11 protein-coding genes, 1 other RNA gene and 1 CRISPR repeat array are annotated in these 15,763 nt (G+C 61.5%); of the genes, 4 read left to right on the top strand and 8 right to left on the bottom strand.

The annotated features are described in order from the left end of the window. The 3 genes from XalbCFBP2523_RS16610 to XalbCFBP2523_RS13980 all read left to right on the top strand — a co-directional run. Positions 1 to 1,087, top strand: a 1,087-nt coding sequence (locus XalbCFBP2523_RS16610; RefSeq protein WP_343251076.1) for an XVIPCD domain-containing protein, incomplete at its 5' end; no start/stop codon positions are given. Positions 1,088 to 1,220: 133 nt separating this feature from the next. After that, a complete protein-coding gene (locus XalbCFBP2523_RS13985; RefSeq protein WP_045766483.1) occupies positions 1,221 to 2,915 on the top strand; it encodes a type IV secretory system conjugative DNA transfer family protein in 1,695 nt (564 codons plus the stop codon). Positions 2,916 to 2,919: 4 nt separating this feature from the next. Beyond that, positions 2,920 to 3,288, top strand: coding sequence for a hypothetical protein (locus XalbCFBP2523_RS13980; RefSeq protein WP_146084089.1), 369 nt, complete (start codon positions 2,920 to 2,922; stop codon positions 3,286 to 3,288). Between the two features lie 8 nt (positions 3,289 to 3,296). Further along, a CRISPR array of direct repeats spans positions 3,297 to 5,245; the repeat unit is 28 nt; unit sequence TTTCTGAGCTGCCTACACGGCAGTGAAC. A 130-nt stretch (positions 5,246 to 5,375) separates the two neighbouring features. Here the strand turns inward: XalbCFBP2523_RS13980 and cas6f are convergent. The 8 genes from cas6f to XalbCFBP2523_RS17450 form a co-directional block, all read right to left on the bottom strand. Beyond that, the gene (gene cas6f, locus XalbCFBP2523_RS13975; protein ID WP_045766481.1) at positions 5,376 to 5,942 is read right to left on the bottom strand and encodes a type I-F CRISPR-associated endoribonuclease Cas6/Csy4; all 567 of its coding nucleotides are present in this window, start codon (positions 5,940 to 5,942) and stop codon (positions 5,376 to 5,378) included. A 9-nt stretch (positions 5,943 to 5,951) separates the two neighbouring features. After that, on the bottom strand, positions 5,952 to 7,001 hold the full coding sequence (gene csy3 / locus XalbCFBP2523_RS13970; RefSeq protein WP_045766480.1) for a type I-F CRISPR-associated protein Csy3: 1,050 nt from the start codon (positions 6,999 to 7,001) through the stop codon (positions 5,952 to 5,954). Positions 7,002 to 7,027: 26 nt separating this feature from the next. Beyond that, the gene (csy2, locus tag XalbCFBP2523_RS13965) at positions 7,028 to 8,011 is read right to left on the bottom strand and encodes a type I-F CRISPR-associated protein Csy2 (RefSeq protein WP_045766479.1); all 984 of its coding nucleotides are present in this window, start codon (positions 8,009 to 8,011) and stop codon (positions 7,028 to 7,030) included. After that, entirely contained in the window at positions 8,008 to 9,375 is a 1,368-nt protein-coding gene (gene csy1, locus XalbCFBP2523_RS13960) for a type I-F CRISPR-associated protein Csy1 (RefSeq protein WP_045766478.1), read from the bottom strand. The genes csy2 and csy1 overlap by 4 nt, the downstream gene beginning before the upstream one ends. Before the next feature lie 370 nt (positions 9,376 to 9,745). Beyond that, positions 9,746 to 13,147 (bottom strand): type I-F CRISPR-associated helicase Cas3f, encoded by a 3,402-nt coding sequence (gene cas3f, locus XalbCFBP2523_RS13955; protein WP_045766477.1) that lies wholly within the window; start codon positions 13,145 to 13,147, stop codon positions 9,746 to 9,748. Next, a complete protein-coding gene (gene cas1f / locus XalbCFBP2523_RS13950; protein ID WP_045766476.1) occupies positions 13,144 to 14,130 on the bottom strand; it encodes a type I-F CRISPR-associated endonuclease Cas1f in 987 nt (328 codons plus the stop codon). The genes cas3f and cas1f overlap by 4 nt, the downstream gene beginning before the upstream one ends. A gap of 171 nt (positions 14,131 to 14,301) precedes the next feature. Further along, positions 14,302 to 14,378: non-coding RNA, sX9 sRNA (locus XalbCFBP2523_RS13945), on the bottom strand. A gap of 283 nt (positions 14,379 to 14,661) precedes the next feature. Beyond that, positions 14,662 to 14,916: a hypothetical protein gene (locus XalbCFBP2523_RS17450; RefSeq protein WP_407071016.1), complete on the bottom strand. Its 255-nt coding sequence runs from the start codon at positions 14,914 to 14,916 to the stop codon at positions 14,662 to 14,664. Here XalbCFBP2523_RS17450 and XalbCFBP2523_RS13940 point away from each other — a divergent pair. Then, a complete protein-coding gene (locus tag XalbCFBP2523_RS13940; RefSeq protein ID WP_407071013.1) occupies positions 14,807 to 15,763 on the top strand; it encodes a GGDEF domain-containing protein in 957 nt (318 codons plus the stop codon). The genes XalbCFBP2523_RS17450 and XalbCFBP2523_RS13940 overlap by 110 nt on opposite strands.

Here is a 15,763-nt window from a genome sequence, read left to right as displayed (position 1 = left end):
CAGCGCCCCGGCCCATGAAAAACCAGCCAGCGTGGACATGCAGGAACAGGCGCGGATCGCGCAATTGCAGCAGCAGGAACAGCAAGCGCAGGCAGTGCGCGAGCAGCAACAGCGCCTCGCGCAGCAACATGCGCAGTTGCATCGTCAGGCCGTGGACGCGCAGCAACGCGAACACGAACAGCGCCACAACCAAGACACCCGGTCACATCCACACGAACAGCGCCAAGCGGGCGAGGCGATGTTGTATACCCCGCCGACGCGCCCACCGCGTTCGGATGAGCATCTCCAAGACTTCCGTCATCCGGGCCATCCGCTGCACTCGCGTTATACCCTGTTCAAGAGCGCGCTGCACGAGTCCCATATCTTGCCCAGGAATGGCGACAAATTACCCTACGGTCCGGAGCAGCAGGAACGACTGGCTGCCGCGTTCACCAATACCCTGGGCGTCGATAACACTTTCGAACACAGCATCAAAGGCTTCAAACAGCACCAGGGCCAATTGCTGGCCTACGAAAATCCGTTCTCGATGTACGAGAAGAACAAAGTGCTGCGGATCGATCCCGAGCATGCGTTGGCGCAATCGCCCGAGCAGCATGCCGCCACCTGGCGTGCACGGGAAGCGACCCATGCACCGGCACCGCCCAGTCGTGCCATCGCCCCCGTGGCGATCACCGCCGAGGATATGCGTCATCCGGCGCATCCGCGCCATGCGCTGTTCGAGCAGGCGCGCGATGCCATTGCCGAGGTGCATGAACGCTGGGGCCGTCCCGTGCCGGATGCGGAGCAGTTGGACCGCCACGCGGCGCAAGTTGTCGTGGAGACACGCAAGCTGGGCCAGACTGAAGTGGACAAGGTCTACTTGGATTTGTCGCAGGGTGCTATGACCCAGAAGCCGGATTACGTGGTGGAATCCAACGGGAAATTATGGGCGACAGTGTCTGCGCCGCAACTGACGCAAGCGCCGGACGTGGCCCAGGTCAGCCAGCAATTGCAGACGGTGGAGCAGCAGAACCTCGCCGAGCAGCAGGCCATGCAGGCCCAGCGCGCGGCGCAGATGCAAGGGCAGGGCATGGTCATGAAGATGTAGGCGGTAACCGAAATTCATCCAGGCAACACCGCATGGACGACCATGCGCCGAGCAACATCGCACTTGACACTTCACCCGCCACGGGGCGTTGCAGTCTCCTTCACACCCGATTTTCCAAGGAAGAGTTCCCCCGATGAATTCGCGCACCAAAGGCATTACCGCCCTCATCGCGTTGCTGCCCGTTGCCATTGCTGGGCTGTATCTGTCCGGCGTTCTTGTGCTGACCCTGCTCGGGGAACACGCGCAGGTTCATCTGCTGACCTATTGGCGCTATTGGCAGGTGGTGTATCAGCCTGTGTGGCATCCATATGCAACGAAAATCAAGCTGTCGGGTATCTGCGGCTTCGGCTTGCCTGTCATGCTCTACCTCATCATGGTGTATGCCATGCTGCGGACGAAGGTGCCGGATTTGTATGGCAATGTGCGCTGGGCGCGCAGCGGGGATCTGTCCCGGCACGATGTGCTCAAGGATGATCCGCATGGGTTGATTGCCTGCCGCTTCGGTCGCCGCTTCATCCGCATCAAGTCCAAGCATTTGTTGTTAGCTGCCAGTACACGTGGTGGCAAGGGCGTGAGCGTGGTCATTCCGAATTTGCTGGCATGGCTGGAGTCGGCGGTGATCCTGGACGTCAAGCGCGAGGCATGGGAAAAAACCGCAGGCCAGCGCGCCAAATACGGCAAGGTGTATCTGTTCGATCCGTTCAGCGACGATGGCAGCACGCACCGCTGGAATCCGCTGGGCTATGTGCGCTTGGACCCGAACCATCGTAACGGCGACATCGTCGCTATCGCCGCCACGCTGTACAAGGAGATGAGCGGCGACAATCCATTCTGGCCGGCCATTGCGAGAAAGACGTTCACCGCTGCCTGCGAGTACCTGTTCGACCAGTATGTTTCCAAAAAGAGGACTGCACCCGAGACGGACTTGCCTACACTGGGGGGCGTCTATCGTCTGCTCGCCGGCGCAGACCTCAAACATGGGCAGTCGCTGCAACAGTACTTGGCCGAATTGCTCAAGCAGCCGATGCTTGGTTCACATGCGCGGACCGGCCTGAACAACCTGGCCGGCCTGGCGCCGGAAACCTTCACCTCCGCCATCGAAACGGCGCTGGCGCCGTTGAACATTTTCAGCAACCCGATTGTGGACGCGGCCACCAGCGACAACGATTTCGACCTGAGCAAGTTGCGCAAGACCGTCCAGTCCATCTACGTCGGCGTCAGTCCGGCCAAACTGATCGAAGCCAAAGGGGTGTTGAATCTGTTCTTCGAGCAGGCGATCAAACTCAATGGCCGCGAGTTGCCCGAGCACAACCCAGATTTGAAATACCAGTGCATGTTCATGCTCGACGAGTTCACCGCGCTGGGTCGGGTGGAGATCGTTCCGGTGGCCGTGGGCTGGGTGGCCGGCTATGGCATCCGCATCGTGATCGTGATTCAGTCGATTGCGCAGTTGGAATCGGTCTATGGTGCCGACACAGCGCGCGGCTTGATCACCAATCTCGGCGTGCGGATCGTGTTCACTCCGCGAGAGCAACGCGATGCCGAGGAGTACTCGAAGATGTTGGGCGAGACTACCGTGCGCCGTCGGCAGCGCACGCAGTCTTACGGCCAAGGCAACAGCCACAGCTATACCGAGGTGCTGGATCGGCGTCCGCTGATGAATCCGGATGAGGTCAAGGGACTGGCGCCGGATAAAGCCATCGTGTTCATTGAGGGCATTGGCTATCCGATCCTGGCGGACAAGATTTTTTACTACAAGGACAGCTACTTCAAGAAGCTGTTGCTGAAAGCACCGCAGGTGCCCCGGCTCGCGCTGGGCGGGGAGTAATCGCATGAGAGTTTTCGGTCGAGGGCCTGCTGACCTCCGCCAGCGGCTGGATGCCCTGGAAGAGGCGTTGGCTGAGCAACAGGAGCGCACGCACTTCTTGGAAGGCCAGCGCATTCGCACGGTGCGGCAATTCGCGGCGATGCAGTCGCTGGTGGAGTCGCTGATTCGCACGCATCAGCGGCCAGACCTGATGCTGCGTTGGTGGAATCACGAAGTCCCAAAGTTGATCGATGAGGTTAGCGAGGTGCCGGAGGATATCCACGTCGAACACCAAGTGGAGGCGCTGGCCTGGCAGGCGATGGTGAAACGCTATACCTACCTGATCGAGGCGGCGGCAGATTTCTATGCGCAACGCCATGAAGATGAAGATTGAAAGTGCTGGTGACAAGCTGCCTACACGGCAGTGAACGTTATATAGATTGTGCAAGATACCGATTCAATTTTCTGAGCTGCCTACACGGCAGTGAACAAACCTCCTGCCACATAGCGAAGCGCCGTCAATTTCTGAGCTGCCTACACGGCAGTGAACGTATTCGGTTGGATCTTCCAGCGTCACACCATTTTCTGAGCTGCCTACACGGCAGTGAACTCCAGAAAGCCCATGTTCATTCCTCTTATGCATTTCTGAGCTGCCTACACGGCAGTGAACGCGCTGTCGGTGGAACGATTGCGGGCGGTATGTTTCTGAGCTGCCTACACGGCAGTGAATGTCACCAGGCCGGCGTTGTCCAGCCAGTTGACTTTCTGAGCTGCCTACACGGCAGTGAACTTTCCAGGGCCCGCGACGAGGGCGAAATGACTTTTTTGAGCTGCCTACACGGCAGTGAACATCCGTTCTCCTGTGTTGTCGATGGGTGGAGGTTTCTGAGCTGCCTACACGGCAGTGAACGCAGCAATCGGAAGCGTAGGTAAAACGGCATGTTTCTGAGCTGCCTACACGGCAGTGAACTCGGCGGGGAAGCACCGGCACTCGTGGCGCTATTTCTGAGCTGCCTACACGGCAGTGAACAGCAAATTGAGGCTGGTTCATGCCTGCAGCTTTTTCTGAGCTGCCTACACGGCAGTGAACCCAGTCCGCGCGCATTGAGCGTGACGCAGCTTTTTCTGAGCTGCCTACACGGCAGTGAACGATTTTTCGGTGGCAATGTGGCGATTCCTTTGTTTCTGAGCTGCCTACACGGCAGTGAACCGTGCGGATGCTGCGACGTGGGTAGGCGATCATTTCTGAGCTGCCTACACGGCAGTGAACTGGTAAATTACCAGGAGGTAGCGCAAGCTAATATTTCTGAGCTGCCTACACGGCAGTGAACGCCTTGCGCGATGACCGCGCCGATGGCCTTCTTTTCTGAGCTGCCTACACGGCAGTGAACCATAAGCAGCGCTTTCGCAGTCGAAATCTTCCTTTCTGAGCTGCCTACACGGCAGTGAACTTTTCGATCATCCATGCTTCGATGCTGCGCACTTTCTGAGCTGCCTACACGGCAGTGAACTTCGGCCTACAGACCGCCGTCCTGCTCGGACTTTTCTGAGCTGCCTACACGGCAGTGAACGTAACGCTGCCTTGGGCGCAGCGGCTGGGCTGTTTCTGAGCTGCCTACACGGCAGTGAACCGACTTCTCGGAATCCTTCCCCATCCAGTTCCTTTCTGAGCTGCCTACACGGCAGTGAACTCCCTAGTTGCACGGCGATCCGGACCGGATTATTTCTGAGCTGCCTACACGGCAGTGAACAATGGAAATGATGAGCAAGGTAATGGTCGATGTTTCTGAGCTGCCTACACGGCAGTGAACAGCCGCCGGATACACGCGCGCCCAGCGCTCACTTTCTGAGCTGCCTACACGGCAGTGAACTGCTGGCAGCGTCGGCACAGGGCAGCAAAAAATTTCTGAGCTGCCTACACGGCAGTGAACGGGCTGCCAACCCCGTGGCAGAAATTCAATGATTTCTGAGCTGCCTACACGGCAGTGAACCTCCTGCGACACGTCGCCCGGCACTACCGGGTTTTCTGAGCTGCCTACACGGCAGTGAACTTACAAAATCCGCAGATCAGACTTTTCCCACATTTCTGAGCTGCCTACACGGCAGTGAACCCGCAGCCGACCGCGCTGCAACAACATCATGATTTCTGAGCTGCCTACACGGCAGTGAACTAAGCATAAGTGGCATGATATCGCTGAGCATTTTTCTGAGCTGCCTACACGGCAGTGAACGTGTTCGCCAGTTCCCACCGAACACCACCCCATTTCTGAGCTGCCTACACGGCAGTGAACTCTAAGCGCGACCTTGCAGCTCGTGACATATCTTTCTGAGCTGCCTACACGGCAGTGAACTAGGCGTTCTATTATCCAAGTCTTTGACTTGAAAGATAAACGCATAAAGAAAAGCAGCCAACCCCTTTTTCTGGGGCGGCTGCTAAGTGTTTGTTTTTCCTTGGTGGGTTTGGTCGTAAGAAAAAAAGGGTCAGAACCAGGGAACGGTGGCTCCCCGGCTGAGTCCATAACTGCTGAAGTCGCCAGGTACGGGTTCTTGCTGTACGGGGCCATGCCGTACGAAGACCGGGAACGCGGCTTGGCCGGTGCTGCGGCTGCCCAGTACGACGAACGGAAGTCGCAACTGTTCTGCCGCCGAATCTGGAATGCGTTGGACGGCGAGATCCCCACTTATCCCATGTCGGCGCATGGCGCGCCGACGCAGGCGTTCGGGACTGCTTTTGGCCTGCACACGCGTCACTTGTCGGTGCACTGCCTCGGATGGCACGGCACCGATGCTGGTGATGGTCACATGGTCGCGAACGCCATGCAGCCAGGTGGTTGCCATCAGATGGTGCAGGGTGCTGTCGTCACCATGCAGCCGCAGATGCGTCCCTAGAGTCGGCACGTTGTTGTCATGGCCGGGGAAGCTGACGCCGATCCTGGTGGTGTTCAATGTCACCAGTGACCGGTGCAGGCGCGCGTACAGCGCACCAAGCAGTTGATAAGGCGCAAGCTCCGGGTCGGGGCGAAGATGCAGATCGAGATAATGCTGCATAGCCTTGCCTCAGTTCGATTCGCCGAACACACCGCCGCGAATCAACGTGGCGATGACGAAATGCTGTTGCTCCACGCTCGGCACTTTGTCCTTGATCACCCACGCATCGAGCAGGTTGTAGAAGTCCTGCTTGTCCTTCGGTTGTCGATACGCTTTGCCTTGCGTGGTGACTGAGCCATAGGGTTCGACGGCAATCGCGCCGTTTTCCTCGACACCCGGATACCACGTGTCGATGGTGCGCAGTGCATTGCCGATCTTCTGCGAGTGAATGGCTGCCACGGCTTTGTTGCCTTCGCCGACGGCGTAGAGCGTCTTGCTTTTGTCGCCGCGGCCGCGATCGAGGATCAGTTCCTGCGAGGGGAACACTTCCTGACCGGCACCGATGCGGACGAAGGCGGTGACTTGCAGTAGCACATGTGTCTTGCCGGTCAGGCCGTCGGCGATGGTCGCGGCCAAGGCGTTCAGGCTCTCGGCTGCGTCGCTGGGTGCGGACAGCGTGCGTAGGGCATGGTCAAGCGCCTGGAAGGTCCACTGCGTCACTGGGTTACCGTCGCGCAGGTGCGCGACATGCACCTCCACCTGTTCTGCACCGATGCGGTTGCGCCAGAGGAAGCGACCATTGGCGAGATTCGCCGCGTAGCGCCGTGCCAGCTCGCTGAAGCCATGCTGCTGCAGGTAATCACTGACGGTGCCGAGGAGTTTCTTGCGATAGTCGGTATCGTTGCAGGCCGAAGGTTCGCCAGTGCCGTCAAGCACGCGCAGGGTGAACTGCACTTTCAGCGTGTCCGCCTCCAGCGGGAGTGCGGCGACGTCCACGGTTTGCAGGTTGGGGTTCTGGATGGCGGCGTCGAGTTTGGCCGGGTCGGATTGTTCCTTGCTCTTGTCCTTGAGCCGGTTGGAAATGGTGCCGCGCACCGACTTTTCGCGGATGCGCACCGGCTGCCAATCGCGCGCCGTATGGCGTGCGGACCAACTGCCGGAGAAGAACAGCGCGTCGGACGGATCGAGTTTGCGCTCGAAGGCGAGGACGGATGCGGTCTTGAGGGTATCGTGAGCCATGATGGAATTCCTTGTCGTGCGTGTGGTCAATCGAAGTGGTGGGTGGTGGCGGGGCGATAATCGTTACGGCAGCGGTACAGGTCGGCAGCGGGTTGGCTGTCGGCGTACCAGAGCAGGTGATGCGGCGTTTGCAGGCGGTGCGGGCTGATCCATTCGCCGACCGAGTAGAGGCTCTCGACGAAGCGGAACGGGGTGTTGGCATCGCGTGCGTTGGCCACGCTGCCGGCCTTGTGCACGGCTCCGAGTGCGCCGTAGCCCACCGGGATGGGCACGATCCAGCCCCGGCCGCTGCGATCGTGTTGCCACTCGCCTTTGCCAGCCGCTGCATCCGGCACGTGACGCCAGTTGATGCGCGACAGCGAAAGCCAAGCGTGCAGGCCGGTGGCCTCGGGCGTGTGTTCTTGCAGTTCGGCCAGCCGCGTGCCGAGCAGGTCGTCGCGTGCCACCAGGGCGAAGCCGGGCAACAGCCGCAGTCGTAGTTTGCGGAACAACGCCTGCTGGTCGGACGGCGTGCCAGTGCAGGCGATGACCTGCGCTTGATAGCGTGGACGCTGGGGGTGCGGCGGCGGCAACACGCTGCCGCCGGCGACGCGCATGCCGGCCAGTAGGTCGGTCACCACGGCCAGATCCGCGGCGTGAGTGGCCGGATCGCCCAGCCAGCGCATGCTGTGCACCGCGAACACCAGGCTCAGTTCCAAGTGGATGCGGCCTTCCTCGACAATCGCCGCGGTTGCACCGTCTTTGTTCACCGGATTGCGGGTCAGGCGGAAGCTCTTGACGAAGCCGCCTTCGGTGACCTGTTCCTGATGGTCGTGGCAAACCACGCCCACTGCGTTGAAGGCCAGATCCAGTCCGGCCTCGATGGTCTTGCGTTCCAGCGCCCACATCAGGCCCAGGAACGCGGTGATCGAGGGGAAGCCGTGGGTGAGCGGGCTGGAAACGGCATTGGCGTTCTGCACGCGCAGGTGCGGTACCACCAGCAAGTGATCGAAGGGCGGGCAATTGCTCATGCCGCACCTCCGGCCGGTGCGCGTCGGCGCATCGGCACGGGCCAGGCGGCATCGATGATGGCTTGCTTGGCCCAATGACGGTACTGGTCGTCACCGAGGCCGGTGAGCCCCGCCTTGCGCAACTGGTCGTTGACCCAGGTGGCGAAGGATCCCGCGACCTCGTCAGGCCAGTCGCCGAAATCGTAGGCGGCTTTGAAGGCGCGATCCTGCTGCGTCCACTCGGGATGTGCAGCGTCTTCGCGGTCGGCCAGGGCGGTGCGCTCGGGGTCCAGCCACAATTGTTCGCACATGGGGAGTTGGCAATCTGGATCGCGGGTCCAGCCAGGCTCGAAGCTGGCGTGGATGGTGCTGGCGAAATAGCTCAGTTGTAGGCCAAGTGCTTGCTCGATTGCTTCGCGTCGTTCTCGGGTGTCTTTGTTATCCGGCGGATTGCTCAGCAGAAAATCGCTCAGTGTCTTGAGGAGGTGTCGCACACCTTCGAACCGGTAGAAGCGATCCAGCGCCGAGTTCAGCTTGAGCAACGTGCGAGGACGCTCTTCTTGCGTCCAGCGCGGTGGCAGCGAGGCCAGCAGGTAGTTGATGCCGCCACGCTCGCTATTGAGTTGGCTGATGTTCTGCGGCTTGGTGCCGCCCAGTTTGCGTGCGACCAGATTGCGGTAGTCGCGGTAGGTGCCGTCGAATGCATCTTTATCGCGGTAAGCCTGGCGCGCTTGTTTGTTGCGTTCCCCGAAACGCGCGTCCTGAATGTCCGCATGCACCGCGTGGGCCAAGCTGCTGGAAAACAGCGGTTGCAACAGGTGGTAGTGGGTATCGTCTTTCGGCTCGTCGCCGACCAGCCAGTACACTTGCTTGGCGGCCTGGTGCGAACTGGGTTGGGCATCGTGACGGACCAGATTGCAGAATGCTCCCATCCAGTCCGAGGCGACCTTGGCATTGTCATGCAGTGCCGCACGTAGATCCGCGTCGTCGTCCTGCATCCAGTCAAGCAGGCGCCGACCGTCGACCTCAAGCTTGAGCAGTTTGAACACGTCCAGCGCCGCGGCGTTGCCGACCACGTCCTCGGCATAGTCCGTGCCGAGCATGTGGGTGCCGACTTCCGTGTGCGTCTTCAAGCGGGCGGGGGCGACGTGCAGGCTGCTGCCGCGCGCGTCGGGGTGGGTGGCCTTGAGCACATGGGTCACGGCCTGGATCTGGCCGACCCGGCGGGCCGCGTCCGACAGCCAGGTGGCGTAGTCGTACTTGGAGTCTGTGTCGCTATCGCCCTCATTGCCCTTCAGCTTGGCCTCGCGCCGCGCGTCGATGAACGCGGCGATGGCCGAGCGGAAGCGTTCGGAGCGGGTGAGATGTTGCGGGTCTTCTGTCATGTGGAATCCTTTCGTTCGCTTTCTATGAGCATTTCTGTAGAATCCCCACGGCAGCTTGTCGCTACCGTGAGGTGCAAAGAAGAGGGCAAAAGCCCTCAACCTGATATGCCAATCCTGCGATTGCTAATCACACCGCATCACTCCTTCCGCACGTCAACCTCGTGCATAGGGGCCGGGTTCCTACCGGCAGGCTGTTCCACCTGGGGCCGCCCTACGGCCCCAGGTGGGCACAATGCACCGATCAAGTTCGCATGTCAATCCATGCCGCCCATAATCATACTGTCGAGTAGACAGCTCAGAAAATGCCGCCCTTTATCTGCTGATGAAAAATCTACTGCTGAAAAAGCAGACATGGGCACGGAAGCCCTTCTCATTCCCCCGACTTGAAGCCCAGTAGGGGGTGATATCTCCACTTCTTCCCGTCCTTGCGTTCCGGCACGTTCACCGTCGCCAGCCGCTTGGCACAGTCCTGCAACGACAGGTCGAGCTGCTCGGCCTGCTCGGTGAGCAGCGTCATCAGGTCGTATTCACCCCAGGGCGCGATGCCGGGACCAGGTTCGAGCGCCAGCGGCGCGCACGCACTCTGCTCCACGACCGGGTAGAGTTTTTTGTCGCCGCGATGGTCATCGTCGTCTTCGATGCGATGCAGCACCACGCGCTCCTCGTGCTCATCGGGTAGAAACACCAAAGTGGCCGTTGGCCTGGTGTCGTGACGGAACGGCTGTTGTTGCGGCAGCACGCCGGTCAGCATGGCGTGCGGGTATTGCCACGCGCATGCCGCATCCAAAGAGAACCGCGGGGCGCTGCGCCGGGATGGCGGAGCGGCCTGGCGCGATTTGGGCAGCATGGCCTCGCTCAGCCGTGCATGTTCCAGATCGCACAGGCGCTCTCGCGGATGCCAGGGGGGCTCCGGCGCTTGGATCCGGGGCAGCGCGGTGAGCACACGGTACTCGTCCTCGCGCAGGAGTTTGCCGAGGCGATGGGTCTGTAGGCGGAAACGTCCAGCATGCGTGCCGTCGGCGTCGTTCTGTTCGAATCCCGGTCGCACATAGGCCGGGGCGTCTTGGTCGAGGTTGCGGAAATGCAGCAGGTTGGTGTCGAAGATGAGGATGTTCGCGGTGGTGCCAGGCGTGCGCCGATGGCGTTGCACGCGACCGCCCAACTGGATGAGCGAGCGCAGTGAAGAGGGTTCGGCGATGGCCCAATCCGCATCCCAGTCGCGTCCGACCTCGCACACTGGCGAGGCCAGGACCACGAATACATGCGCCTGTTCCGGATGTGCATCGAGCGCGGCGCGGACGCTGGGCAAGCGATACACCGCGTCGGCTTGGCGGCGGTCGAATGCTGCATCGAGCAGGTGTTCGGTCGCTGAGCGCACCAGCAGCGGAAAACACGCGTGGTAGACGCACAGGTGGATGCGGATGCCGGGTGCTGCGCCGAGTCGGTACAGTTCCTGTGCCACCTCGATCAGCGGTCGGATATTGGCCATGCGCACCAGACCGAAGCTGACGTGCTTGCCGCTGACCGGGTCGGTTTCCGCGTGTGCGCTGTGCAGGCGCTGGATCGCGTCGCGGACATGTGTTGCGAACTCGGCATGGATCTGCTCCGGTTGCCGCGCCTGGATCTGTAATTGAACCAATTCGCCGCGTCGCAGCGGCTCGGTCGTGCGCAATTTGGCCGCACGTTTTGTCACGAATTGCGCATGCTGGGCGGTGAATGTGTCGGCATCGACGCAATGCGCGGTATGCGCATCGAACTCGTCGGTCCACAGACAAGGCACCTCGATGCGTGCATCGGCGCGCCCGCCATCGACACCGCGATTGCGCCGATAGTGGGCGCGTCCGGCGCGATAGGCGGCGAACATGCCTTCGACCAAGGCCGGTGCCAACGTTGCCGAGGACAACAGCACACGCGTCCCGAGCAGGCCCGCCCAGTACACCAGCCGCGTCAGGGCGGGCAGGTCGTCGATGTCGTAGTCGTCCAGTTCGTCAAGGATCAGGTCGGCGCTCATCAGCCGCAGCATCGGCGCGATCTGGCGGCCGGCACGCAGCGATTCGGTGGCCGGCACCATGTGGTCGACGGTGCAGACCAGCATCGGCGCCGACAACAGTTTGCGCATCTGCGGGTCGTGCAGTGCGCGCGACAACAACGGATGTTCGGTTTCGGCACCGTCGTAGAGGACGTGGCTGTCTTCCTCGATCAGCGCTTGTATCGAGGCCGAGCCGCGTGTGTCGGCTTCGCGTTCGTGGTGATCGAACAGGGGACGGCTGGACGAACCGCCGACGAGCATGGCGAGCGTGTCGTCGTCGAGGTGCAGATCGCGCCGATAGCTGTCGCCGGTTTGTCGGGTGAGGGTGCGCAGGCCGAGCGCATAGGTCAGACGCAGGCCCAATTGCGGGTCCGCCAGTGCGTAGAGGATGCGCGCGTTGCCCAGGGTCTTGCCGCAGCCGGTGGAAGCCATGTTGACGATGAAGGCACCGTGCTCGCGTGCGGACTCGCGCAGCGCCGTGGCCGTGTCGGCGGCCTTGTTCTGCCAGGCGAAGTGGGCGTCGGCGCTGCGTTTGCGCAGGCCGCGATGTTGCGCCAGTCGCGGCAGAGACCGCTCGAAGCCGGGCAGCGCATATGCGACCAATCCCGCGGTATGCGCAACGCCGAGTAGATGTTCGTCCAGTGACTGATTGCGGACGAGCTTGCCGGCACGGTTGAAGGTGGTGTTGGCGGCAAGCGTGGCGTCTTTTTTCAGATCCTGTTGTTCGTTGCGGTCCATAACCAGACGCGAATAGCTGTGGTCAGCCAACATCAGGCTGAGCCGCGCCAGATGCATGACGTAGGGATTGTCGAGCCAGCCTTCGGGTCTGCGCACGCGCAGTGCGTCCAAGCGTTTAGCCAACCGCGCCGCCTGTGCGCGCCATGTTGGCGTGGCGACCGGCAATGGGCCGGCGAGCGTCCAGTACGTGGCGATCCTGGCAGGTTCCGCTTGCACGCGGATCTCGTTCCAATCGTGCTCGACCAGAGACAGCGGCAGTTCCATCCAGGTCGAGATGGTGTGCTGCACGCGTCGGCCCAGCCAGTCCTGGCGACCGTCTGTCTTGAAGGGCGCCAGCGGCAGGCGGTGATGGGTCAGGATCAACCAGGCGACGGCCGCGGCCAGGGGCGGCAGGGTGCGGAACGGGTATCCGGGCTCGGCATCCAGGCCGTCGCGGCGGTAGCGTCCTTCGGCGGTCCAGCACGGCGTATGATCGTGATCGGGATCGGCCAGCCGTTGCAACCAGCCGGCATCGTCATCCTTGCCGACGAAGGCCTGGAACAGGCGCAAAGACACCCATTCGTGGCGGTAGAGGTTGCGTCCTTGCAATTCGCCGCGCAGGCGTGCCTGGAACGCCAGGCTGGCTTTGCCGAGGTCGTGCAGCAACGCGGCCAGTTGCGCCAGCAGGCGAATGTCTTCGGCGCAGTGCCAGTCGTTTTCGTCTTCGCCGCGCAAAACATCGCGCGCCGTGCTGTTGGTGGGCACGGCCCCCTGTGCGTTGAATCGACTGGCGTCGCCGACGATCCACAACAACTCGCTGTGGTCCAGGCCGCGAATCCAATGACAGGCCACCGCGGTGTTCTTGCGTGCGGTGCGGCGCAGCAGTTTGCGCAAGGTGTCCAGGCCGGCGCGGGTGATCGGCGTTTGCCAGGTGCGATCGCCGCGCCGCTCCGCGAACTGGTCCAGGATGCGGCGGCTTTCTTTCAGGGCACGCTTGTCGCATTGGGAAACCAGCAAGATATTCATCGCGTGTGCTCGCGTTGCTGTGCCCGGGTCGTCAGTGCCACGTCCTTGAGCGTGTCGATCATGAAATCCAAGGACTCGCTGCGGGCGAGCGCTTCGATGCAGTGCTGCCGGAAGGTTTGCTCGTCGTCACCGCGCATAGCCGATAGGAACGCCTGCGGCAGGATGCTGGCATCCTTGACCAGATCGGCGACATCGAACACCAGCCCCCCGCGCCGGGTCTTGCCGTGCAGGACAGCAAGACCGTGCGGCAGACCCAGCACCCAGGTCGCGCTTGCCGCCAGCCCGTAGGCGAGGTAATTGCCGTGATCGAGGAAGCGGTTGGCCGCGTCGCTGCCTGTCCCGCGCTTGGCACGGGTGAAGTCGCCGTAACCCACGGTCTCCACCGCCAGTTTGAACAGTGCCTTGGTCAGCCGTGCTTCCTCGGTGAGCAGGGCGGTGTTGTCCTGCGCCAGTGCGATGGCGCTGGCCGTTCGTTCGAGCAGTGTCTGCAAGCGCGCCAGATCCGGCGCGAATCCGGCATCGTGCAATGCTCGCTGTTGCCATTGCGCGCCGATGCGGCGCGCACGTGCGTGCTGGAAGGCTTTGGCGGCGCTCAGGCGAAGCGCGTCATCGAACCAGAATCCGACCCATGCCTGCAGGTACTCGGTGGGACGGTACTCGCTTTGCGGCGAGAACCAGGCGATCTCGACATCCATCTCGTTGGCGGAGAACAAGGGGGTGCCGCCACCGCCGCAAAAGCCCACCAGCACCCCGGCCTTGGCGAGTTCGCGCATGGCCGCTTGGGTGATCGATGTGCCGGTGCCGAGCAACAGCGTCGTCGTGTTGGCGATCGGGATGTTCCAGTACAGCGAGCGCTTGCCTGCGTCGGTGACATACTCGACCCTGCCGCCATTCACCAGCACCCGGCAGTGTTGCAGGTAGTAGAGGTTGGCGCGTTTGGAATGCAGGATCGTTTTCAGATCCGAAGGCGATAGATCGTCCATGTCGTCCCCTGCGGGTCTGATGGTGGTTGCGATATATCCGATGTGCAGCCGTTCACCGCAATATTAGCCGCGATCGGACCCGCTCGCGGTCGTTGGCCGTGGACAAAATGCGACCACGACCGTTCTGTTTGGCATGCGGCGATGCGCTCAGGCCGATCAGCGGCTTAGAGTGGCTAACAAAACGTTGCGGGTTGCTGTCGGGTGGGCACGGACAGCGCGCAGAAACAGCCGTGTACAAGGCGGTACATGAGGCGAGTACTGTCCGCGCGCGTCCGCTGGCGACCCCGTAGTTTTGTTAGTTACTCTTGGAAGCATTTTCCCATGGCGACAGGGGCAGGCCGAAACTGCACGATGGTGTGCGGCGCCCTGTCCCTCAGGCAGGAAGATCGCCATGCCAGGGTTCACGACGGCTTTTCCCGCGCTGATGTAAATCTGTCTACGGCATGAGAGATGGGCGCAAAAAAGCAGTTTTAGCGTGTTTTCCTGCTCTTTCTCCGCTGCGAGATCGTCTGCGACATCGTTTTGAGCGCTTTAGGCGGATGCTATGCTGACCAGATAAGGCCAGCGACACATAAATGAGGTGGGCAGGATGAGTTGCGCCAGCACCGCAACAAACATACGCAGCATGATGCCGAAGGTAGCTGCGGTCGTTTCAACGGCGAACGGGCAGGCGATATTGACGGCGGCCGAATTGCGTTTGTTTTCCGAGTTCGGACGCTCGCGCGCGGTTCGCGCCGGTGAGGTGTTGTTCCGGCGCGGCGATGGCGGCCGGAACATGTTCGTCATCAGCAGTGGGGTGATCGACCTGGATTTCGGTGAAGATCTGCTGGTCAAGCACCTGGGGCATGGCGAGTTCTTCGGCGAACTAGGCATGCTGATCGGCAGTCATATGCGCAGCGCCGATGCCATTGCCGTCAGCGATGGCGTTCTGGTGGAGTTGGATCACGAGGACTTCCAGCTTCTGGTGGAGCGCGACCCGGTCATCGTCGCCTATTTTCTCCGCCGCACCATCATGGACGTGGTGACGAACGAGCAAACGTTGATCCGCCAGTTGCGCCGCCGCAACGATGAATTGGAAGCGGCGCTGGATAACGTGTGCACCACCACGTATCAACTCCATCAGGCCGAAGAGCTGGTACGTACCGACGAACTGACGGGGCTGCACAATCGTCGTGGGCTGATTCTACGCATGCAGGAATGCCGCCGCGACAGCCAATCGCCCGGCCCGGGCCTGTTGCTGATCGACTGCGATGGCTTCAAGGAAATCAACGCCGTCCACGGCCATCGGGTCGGCGACCGCGTATTGCAGAACGTCGCCAACATCCTGCGTTCGGTGACCGGGCAGGACGACATCGCTTGCCGTCTCGACGACGACGAGTTCTGCCTGCTGGTGGCCAACGGTACCGTCGAGGATCTGCGCCGCATCGGCGAATTCGTGATCGCCACCGTGCAGAATCTGCTCGGTGTGCCGCAGAAGGTGCCGCATATTTGTCCGGTCAGCATCGGCATCAGTCAGGTGGATCCGCATTCGGACTGGAACGATTGGTATGCCAACGCCGATGCGGCGCTTTACGAAGCCAAGCGCCAGGGCGGTAACAGTCTGTACTGGCACGCGTTGGTCTCGGCTGCCTGA

The organism is Xanthomonas albilineans (assembly GCF_002939705.1).
Lineage (GTDB): Bacteria > Pseudomonadota > Gammaproteobacteria > Xanthomonadales > Xanthomonadaceae > Xanthomonas_A > Xanthomonas_A albilineans.
Note: the sequence above shows the minus strand (reverse complement) of the source record. Positions and strands in the feature narration are given on the sequence as shown.